The sequence below is a fragment of the Streptomyces sp. BR123 genome, from assembly GCF_013401435.1.
Classification (GTDB): domain Bacteria; phylum Actinomycetota; class Actinomycetes; order Streptomycetales; family Streptomycetaceae; genus Streptomyces.
The window spans coordinates 1-6,328 of sequence record NZ_JACBGN010000377.1 but is presented as its reverse complement, the minus strand read 5'-3'; the positions used below and the strand labels follow the sequence as shown (position 1 = coordinate 6,328).

Here is a 6,328-nt window from a genome sequence, read left to right as displayed (position 1 = left end):
GGGCCGGGCCGTCAGCTGGTGCGGCCCTTGGCGTCGAAGGCCTTCATGCGGTCGAGGACCCCGTCGGCGGTGGGGTTGATCATCTCGTCGACGATGGAGCCGTCGGCGAGGAAGATGACGCGGTCCGCGTAGGAGGCGGCGACGGGGTCGTGGGTGACCATGACGACGGTCTGGCCCAGCTCGCGCACGGAGTTGCGCAGGAAGCCGAGGACTTCGGCGCCGGAGCGGGAGTCGAGGTTTCCGGTGGGCTCGTCGCCGAAGATGATCTCGGGGCGGGAGGCCAGGGCGCGGGCGACGGCGACGCGCTGCTGCTGGCCGCCGGAGAGCTGGGTGGGTCGGTGGCCGAGGCGGCCGGAGAGGCCGACCATGTCGATGACGGTGTCGAGCCACCGCTGGTCGGGCTTGCGGCCGGCGATGTCCATCGGGAGGGTGATGTTCTCCAGTGCCGTCAGGGTCGGCAGCAGGTTGAAGGCCTGGAAGATGAAGCCGATCTTGTCCCGGCGCAGCTGCGTCAGATGCTTGTCCTTGAGGCTGCCGAGCTCGGTGTCGCCGATGCGGACGGAGCCGGAGGAGAAGGTGTCGAGTCCGGCGACGCAGTGCATCAGGGTCGACTTGCCGGAGCCCGAGGGCCCCATGATCGCGGTGAACTGGCCCTGGCCGAAGTCCACGGACACGTTGTTGAGGGCGACCACCTGGGTTTCTCCCTGGCCGTACACCTTGGAGAGGCCGGTGGCCCGGGCCGCCACGGCGAGGGCGGTGTGCGGGGCGGCGTAGTTCATGGCGGTCACGGCAAGAGACTCCTCGGGCGGCGGACCGGACGCGGTCCGCGTGGAACGGCGGGACTCTTCCATCGTCACCGCGCGAACCTGGCGGGGGATCAGCCGCGGTGCCCGTTCGACGGCCCACCGGAGTCTGACCGTGGGGCGGCCTGCCTCCTCCTCTGGTATGACGGCACCCCCGAGGCGGGGAAGGGTGCCGGGCCTCCGGCCGGCCCGCCCTCCGCATCGCGGACCGGCCGGATCGGGGCCTTCGGGTGCGGGGTGGCCCGGGGTGGCGCAAAGGTCCGGGCGGGCCATCGAAATCCCGTCATTCCCGTATTGGAGGTGATCGCCCCCGGTAACCGGCCCACCGTGTCTTCTCGGTCCTGACGCACACTCAAGCGCCAATAAAATCAGACAACATCGGCTGAAGAGCCCGTTCCCGGCCAGGTCGTTCCCGATAGGCTCGGCACAGCGTCCAGTTCTTCGCGCGGACCCGCAGCATCCTGCCCGGATGGTGGAATGCAGACACGGCGAGCTTAAACCTCGCTGGCCTTGAGGTCGTGCCGGTTCAAGTCCGGCTCCGGGCACTACGCACCACGGCCGATCTGCCGGTGGACACCGGGAGTTCGGCCTTCTTCATGCCCGGGTCCCGGCGGGCGGGCCGCCCGCCGGGGGCGCACCCCGTCCGGCCCGGAAAGCTTCGCAAGCGCCCCTCCGCACCGGCGTACGCCCCCGCGCGCCCCTGCCCCCGTCGAACGGCCTTGGCTCCACGTCCGGTTCGGTTCCTGCGCCCGGGGCCGCCGAAGCCGCCCCGAACGGACGAGGGGCACGGCCGTGCCGTACTCCCACGGCGACGCCGAACTGGTCGAGCGCCCCCCCGGGCACGGGAGGCGGGAGGCCGGGCGCGCCGTCGTCACCCGCACCGGGGCGGCCCCCCGCCGGCATCGGCACCCCGGCCGCAATGCCGGGCCCCCGCCCCGGCTGCCGGCGCGGACGCCGACAGGGGGCAAGCCCCGAGAGGAGGTCACCCGCATCCTGCGGGGCTGCCCCGACACCGGCCGGGAGGCTGGAGGGGGAGATCCACGCCACCGTCGCCCGGAAGGCGTGTCCGACGAGGAGTACCCGATCAACCCGAAGGCCCTCCCGCGGTTCATCCGCAACGCCGGCGGGCAGGCGCGGCGCCACCGATGCGGCCGCAATTACCCCCTGCGGTCGGCCGCGCCTTCTCCTAAGATCCTCCTCCAGCAGTAGAGTCATTTCTTTGCTAACGCATTACTCTTGATGCAAGGCCGCGCACGGTGGCCATGGAGGAGTGAGATGAGGAGCAGTAACCCGGTCTTCTCGCGACGGGGGTTCAGCCGCGACAACGGTGCAAACGCGGGCTTTGACGCGCAGTACCAGCAGGCCGGGACCAACCCGTACGCGACGAATCCTTACGCCACCGACCTGACCACCGGGATGCCGCAGGCTCCGGCCCGCGCCAACGCGATGACGATGGACGACGTCGTGAGCCGTACGGCCATGACGCTCGGCACGGTCATCCTGACGGCGACCCTGGCCTGGCTCGCCCTGCCCGTCGACCCGATGAACCTGGGCAAGTCGTACGGCATCGCCGTCGGCGCCGCGCTCGTCGCGATGGTCCTGGCGCTCGTCCAGACCTTCAAGAGCAAGGCCTCCCCGGCGATCATCATCGGCTACGCGGCCTTCGAGGGTGTCTTCCTCGGTGTCATCAGCGCGGCCACCAGCACCTACATCGGCGCCGGCGTGGTCATCCAGGCCGTGCTCGGCACGATGTGCGTCTTCGCCGCCGTGCTGTTCGCGTACAAGATGCGCTGGATCCGCGTCACCCGCCGCTTCTACGGCTTCGTGATGGCCGCCGCCATGGGCTTCATGCTGCTCATGGTCACCAACCTGCTGTTCTCGCTCTTCGCGGGCGGCGACGGCCTCGGCTTCCGAAGCGGCGGCCTCGGCATCCTCTTCGGCATCCTCGGCGTCGTCCTCGGTGCCTGCTTCCTCGCCCTGGACTTCAAGCAGGTCGAGGACGGCATCACCTACGGTGCGCCGCGCGAGGAGGCCTGGATGGCCGCCTTCGGTCTGACGATGACTCTGGTGTGGATCTACCTGGAGCTGCTGCGTCTGTTCCAGATCCTCTCCGGCGACGACTGACCGGACCGCGGCCCCACCGGGCTGCCCCGCACGGCTCGCACGCCGTGGCACGACAGGGGGAAGGCCCCGCGAGCACCGCTCGCGGGGCCTTCCCGCGTCGTGGAGGGAGAGAGGGGATCGGCGGGGATCGCGGGAGTGGGACACCGGACGGGGGATCAGGGGGTGCCGCACGGAACGGTCTCAGCCGAACCTGCGGGCCGCCCTGCGCAGGTCGTACTCGTGGATGATCGCCTTGGCCTGGCCGTACGACAGCTCGTGCGCGCCGCGCAGCCAGCTGACCTTCTCCTCGAACCGGACGAGGGAGGGGCCGTCCTCCACGGTCCGCAGCCATTCGGCGAGTTCGCGGCCGGTGGTCCGGGGGATTCTGTCGATCATGTTGCGGTGGGTCCGCTCGGAGAACTCTACGGACATGGGCGCCTCCGGAAGGTGTGCCGTGCTGTTCTCTTCACGTCACCGTGCCGGAGAGTTCGCCCGTTGGCAATGGTGCCGGGGCGGCGCGTAAGGTCGGCCGGGTGCTTGATACCTCGCCCCTGACCGCCGCCGTGGAACGCTTCGCCGACCGGCTGCGGGCCATGCCCCAGAGCCGCCTGCAGCAGGGAGCCGCCGCCGAGGCCCTCCGGCTGGCCCGGGAGCTCTCCGCACGGGCCCAGCGGCTGGAGGAGCCCCACCGCACGGCCCCGGTACGCGAGATCCCCGATGCGGGGCTCTTCGTCGTCGGCGACCAGGTCGCGGTCGCCGGGCTGGACCTGGCGGAGGCACTGCGCGCCGCGGACGCCGAGGCGGCCGCCACCGCCGGAGCGGGCGAGGGCCGGGAAACGGCGACGGCCCCGTCCGGGATCCTGGACGAGGCCGTGCGGATGGTGGAGCAGGCGGAAGTCAGAGCGACGCGATGACGCGGTCCGCGAGGATGTAGACGTTGTTGTCCGGATCCTGCGCGTCACCGCCGCAGGAGAAGGTCAGCGCGTAGGCGCCGGAGATACCCGAACCGCCGAGCAGGACCGGCGCCGTGCCGGAGCGCAGCGCCTCGGCGAGGCGCTCCGCCGTCTCCCGGTGGCCCGGGGTCATGCACAGCGTGGTCCCGTCCGTGAACACGTACACGTCGAGCGTGCCCAGCGGGCCCGGACGGACGTCCGCAAGGGCCGTACGGGCCTCCGCGAGCTCCTCCAGGCGGCTCACCGTGCGCTCGTGGTCGGCGCCCACGGCCGGAGCCTGGACCGGGACGAAGTCCGGGTGCGAGGGGTGGCGCCGGCGGGCGGCGGCCAGCTCGGGGGAGTCCTCGGGGTACTCTCCCCCGGCCTCCGGCCGGGCGGTGCCGCCGGCGATCTCCTCGCCCAGGAGGGGATCCAGGCCCACCAGATCCGCCTGGCGGGGCAGGAAGACGGCCGGGGCGTCGTCCCCGAGCCCGGGCATGCCGCCCAGCAGCGAGGGCGCGTCGGCGGCGTCACGGGCCTCCTGCGCGGCCCAGAAGGCCCGCGCCTCGGCAAGCTCACGCTCGCGCTCCTCGGCCAGGGCCTCGGCGACGGCAGCCCGTATCTCGGCAGCGGGGGACTGCACGGCGTGGCGGGCGTGCGGGACGCTCGCACCGCGCGACTGGGCCGGAACGGCCAGCTCCCCGCGCAGGGCCGTGACCTGCTTGCGCAAGCCGTGGACAGCGTGCAGCGCAGCAGCGCCCACGGCCGCAGCGACGGCCGTGGTCAGCAGCAGGGCAAGAGACATGGCGCTCACTGACTAACTCCTGATGTGACTCGATCCCCCGACTTCCTACATCAGAGTGTCCTGACATGGGAATGGCGTGCAGTGCATTACGTCACGAAATGGACAGGGTGTACGTCACACCGGGCGGAGACACCTCTACCCTGACCTGGGGAAATGCCAAACCCCCAGGACGAAGGTCACATCCTGGGGGAATTTCGGTCACGGGTCGGCCGCGAGGGGATTGGAACCGGCGTCAGCGGGCCGCAAGAGATCGGGTCGAACCCCCTGCGGCGCCTGGCCGACCCGTCAGCTCAGCCGCTCGATGACCATGGCCATGCCCTGGCCGCCGCCCACGCACATGGTCTCCAGGCCGAACTGCTTGTCGTGGAACCGGAGGCTGTTGATCAGGGTGCCGGTGATGCGGGCACCGGTCATGCCGAACGGGTGGCCGACGGCGATCGCGCCGCCGTTGACGTTCAGCTTCTCCAGCGGGATCTCCAGGTCCCGGTAGGACGGGATGACCTGGGCCGCGAAGGCCTCGTTGATCTCGAACAGGTCGATGTCGCCGACCGTCAGACCGGCCCGTTTCAGAGCCTGCTTCGAGGCCTCGACCGGGCCCAGGCCCATGATCTCGGGGGAGAGCGCGGTGACACCGGTCGAGACGATCCGGGCCAGCGGGGTCAGGCCCAGCTCCCGCGCCTTGGTGTCGCTCATGATGACCAGCGCCGCGGCGCCGTCGTTGAGCGGGCAGCAGTTGCCGGCCGTGACCAGGCCGTCCGGGCGGAAGACCGGCTTCAGGCCCTCCACGCCCTCCAGCGTCACCCCGGCGCGCGGGCCGTCGTCCTTGCTGACCACGGTGCCGTCCGGGGTGGTGATCGGGGTGATCTCCCGCTCCCAGAAGCCCTTCTTGATGGCGTCCTCGGCCAGGTTCTGCGAGCGCACGCCGAACTCGTCCATGTCCCGGCGGGTCACGCCCTTCAGGCGGGCCAGGTTCTCCGCGGTCTGGCCCATCGCGATGTACGCGTCCGGGACCAGGCCGTCCTCGCGCGGGTCGTGCCAGGTGGAGCCCTCCGACTGGGCGACCTCGGCCGTGCGGGCCTCCGCCTCCGCGAACAGCGGGTTGTGCGTCTCGGGCAGGCCGTCCGAGGTGCCCTTGACCGAACGGGACACCGTCTCCACGCCCGCGGAGATGAACACGTCGCCCTCGCCCGCCTTGATGGCGTGCAGGGCCATGCGGGAGGTCTGCAGCGAAGAGGAGCAGTAGCGGGTGATGGTCGTGCCCGGCAGGTAGTCCATGCCCATCTGCACGGCCACGATGCGGGCCAGGTTGTGGCCCTGCTCGCCGCCGGGCAGACCGCAGCCGAGCATCAGGTCGTCGATCTCCCGCGGGTCCAGCTCGGGGATCTTGGCGAGGGCGGCCTGGATGATCGTCGCGGTCAGGTCGTCCGGGCGGACGTCCTTGAGGGACCCCTTGAAGGCGCGCCCGATCGGGGACCGGGTGGCGGAAACGATGACTGCTTCGGGCATCGGGGCTCCAAGGGTGAGTTGCGGCTCATTGCGGACCGGATGCGAAGTTACCGGCCCGTACGGTCGAGGTCACCGGGTGGCCGGTGTGATGCCGGTCGCTCCGCGGGTGGTTGGGGTGCTCCGCGGGCTGCTCCCGGGCTGCCGCCCCGGCGCCCCGCCCCCAGCATGCCCTCTGGCAC

General features: G+C 71.3%; 7 protein-coding genes and 1 tRNA gene. 4 read left to right on the top strand and 4 right to left on the bottom strand.

Features of this window, described 5'->3' with window-relative positions; translation table 11 throughout:
• Positions 1-11: 11 nt before the first annotated feature.
• Entirely contained in the window at positions 12-779 is a 768-nt protein-coding gene (locus HYE82_RS33075; protein WP_179177905.1) for an ABC transporter ATP-binding protein, read from the bottom strand.
• A 487-nt stretch (positions 780-1,266) separates the two neighbouring features.
• On the opposite strand from HYE82_RS33075, the gene HYE82_RS33070 reads away from it, so the two are divergent.
• The 3 genes from HYE82_RS33070 to HYE82_RS33060 all read left to right on the top strand — a co-directional run bounded on the left by HYE82_RS33070 (position 1,267) and on the right by HYE82_RS33060 (position 2,927).
• Positions 1,267-1,348 (top strand) — tRNA-Leu (locus HYE82_RS33070).
• A 517-nt stretch (positions 1,349-1,865) separates the two neighbouring features.
• Positions 1,866-2,012, top strand: coding sequence for a hypothetical protein (locus HYE82_RS33065; protein ID WP_179177903.1), 147 nt, complete (start codon positions 1,866-1,868; stop codon positions 2,010-2,012).
• A 66-nt stretch (positions 2,013-2,078) separates the two neighbouring features.
• The gene (locus tag HYE82_RS33060) at positions 2,079-2,927 is read left to right on the top strand and encodes a Bax inhibitor-1/YccA family protein (protein ID WP_179177902.1); all 849 of its coding nucleotides are present in this window, start codon (positions 2,079-2,081) and stop codon (positions 2,925-2,927) included.
• 180 nt (positions 2,928-3,107) lie between these two features.
• Here HYE82_RS33060 and HYE82_RS33055 read toward each other — a convergent pair whose 3' ends face one another.
• Entirely contained in the window at positions 3,108-3,338 is a 231-nt protein-coding gene (locus HYE82_RS33055; RefSeq protein WP_179177901.1) for a DUF4287 domain-containing protein, read from the bottom strand.
• 101 nt (positions 3,339-3,439) lie between these two features.
• On the opposite strand from HYE82_RS33055, the gene HYE82_RS33050 reads away from it, so the two are divergent.
• Positions 3,440-3,820 carry a hypothetical protein gene (locus HYE82_RS33050; protein WP_179177900.1) on the top strand — a complete coding sequence of 127 codons (381 nt, stop codon included), beginning with the start codon at positions 3,440-3,442 and terminating at the stop codon, positions 3,818-3,820.
• Here HYE82_RS33050 and HYE82_RS33045 read toward each other — a convergent pair.
• Both HYE82_RS33045 and HYE82_RS33040 read right to left on the bottom strand, forming a co-directional pair.
• Positions 3,804-4,643, bottom strand: a complete 840-nt coding sequence (locus tag HYE82_RS33045) for a hypothetical protein (RefSeq protein WP_179177904.1) — start codon at positions 4,641-4,643, stop codon at positions 3,804-3,806. The two genes, HYE82_RS33050 and HYE82_RS33045, sit on opposite strands and share 17 nt — an antisense overlap.
• Positions 4,644-4,928: 285 nt before the next feature.
• The gene (locus tag HYE82_RS33040; protein ID WP_179177899.1) at positions 4,929-6,149 is read right to left on the bottom strand and encodes an acetyl-CoA C-acetyltransferase; all 1,221 of its coding nucleotides are present in this window, start codon (positions 6,147-6,149) and stop codon (positions 4,929-4,931) included.
• Positions 6,150-6,328 lie beyond the last annotated feature (179 nt).

Bases quoted from the DNA above. Each gene is read 5' to 3' on its own strand.
- HYE82_RS33075 (WP_179177905.1), bottom strand. From the start codon at position 779: ATGAACTACGCCGCCCCGCACACCGCCCTCGCCGTGGCGGCCCGGGCC.
- HYE82_RS33060 (WP_179177902.1), top strand. From the start codon at position 2,079: ATGAGGAGCAGTAACCCGGTCTTCTCGCGACGGGGGTTCAGCCGCGAC.
- HYE82_RS33055 (WP_179177901.1), bottom strand. From the start codon at position 3,338: ATGTCCGTAGAGTTCTCCGAGCGGACCCACCGCAACATGATCGACAGA.
- HYE82_RS33045 (WP_179177904.1), bottom strand. From the start codon at position 4,643: ATGTCTCTTGCCCTGCTGCTGACCACGGCCGTCGCTGCGGCCGTGGGC.
- HYE82_RS33040 (WP_179177899.1), bottom strand. From the start codon at position 6,149: ATGCCCGAAGCAGTCATCGTTTCCGCCACCCGGTCCCCGATCGGGCGC.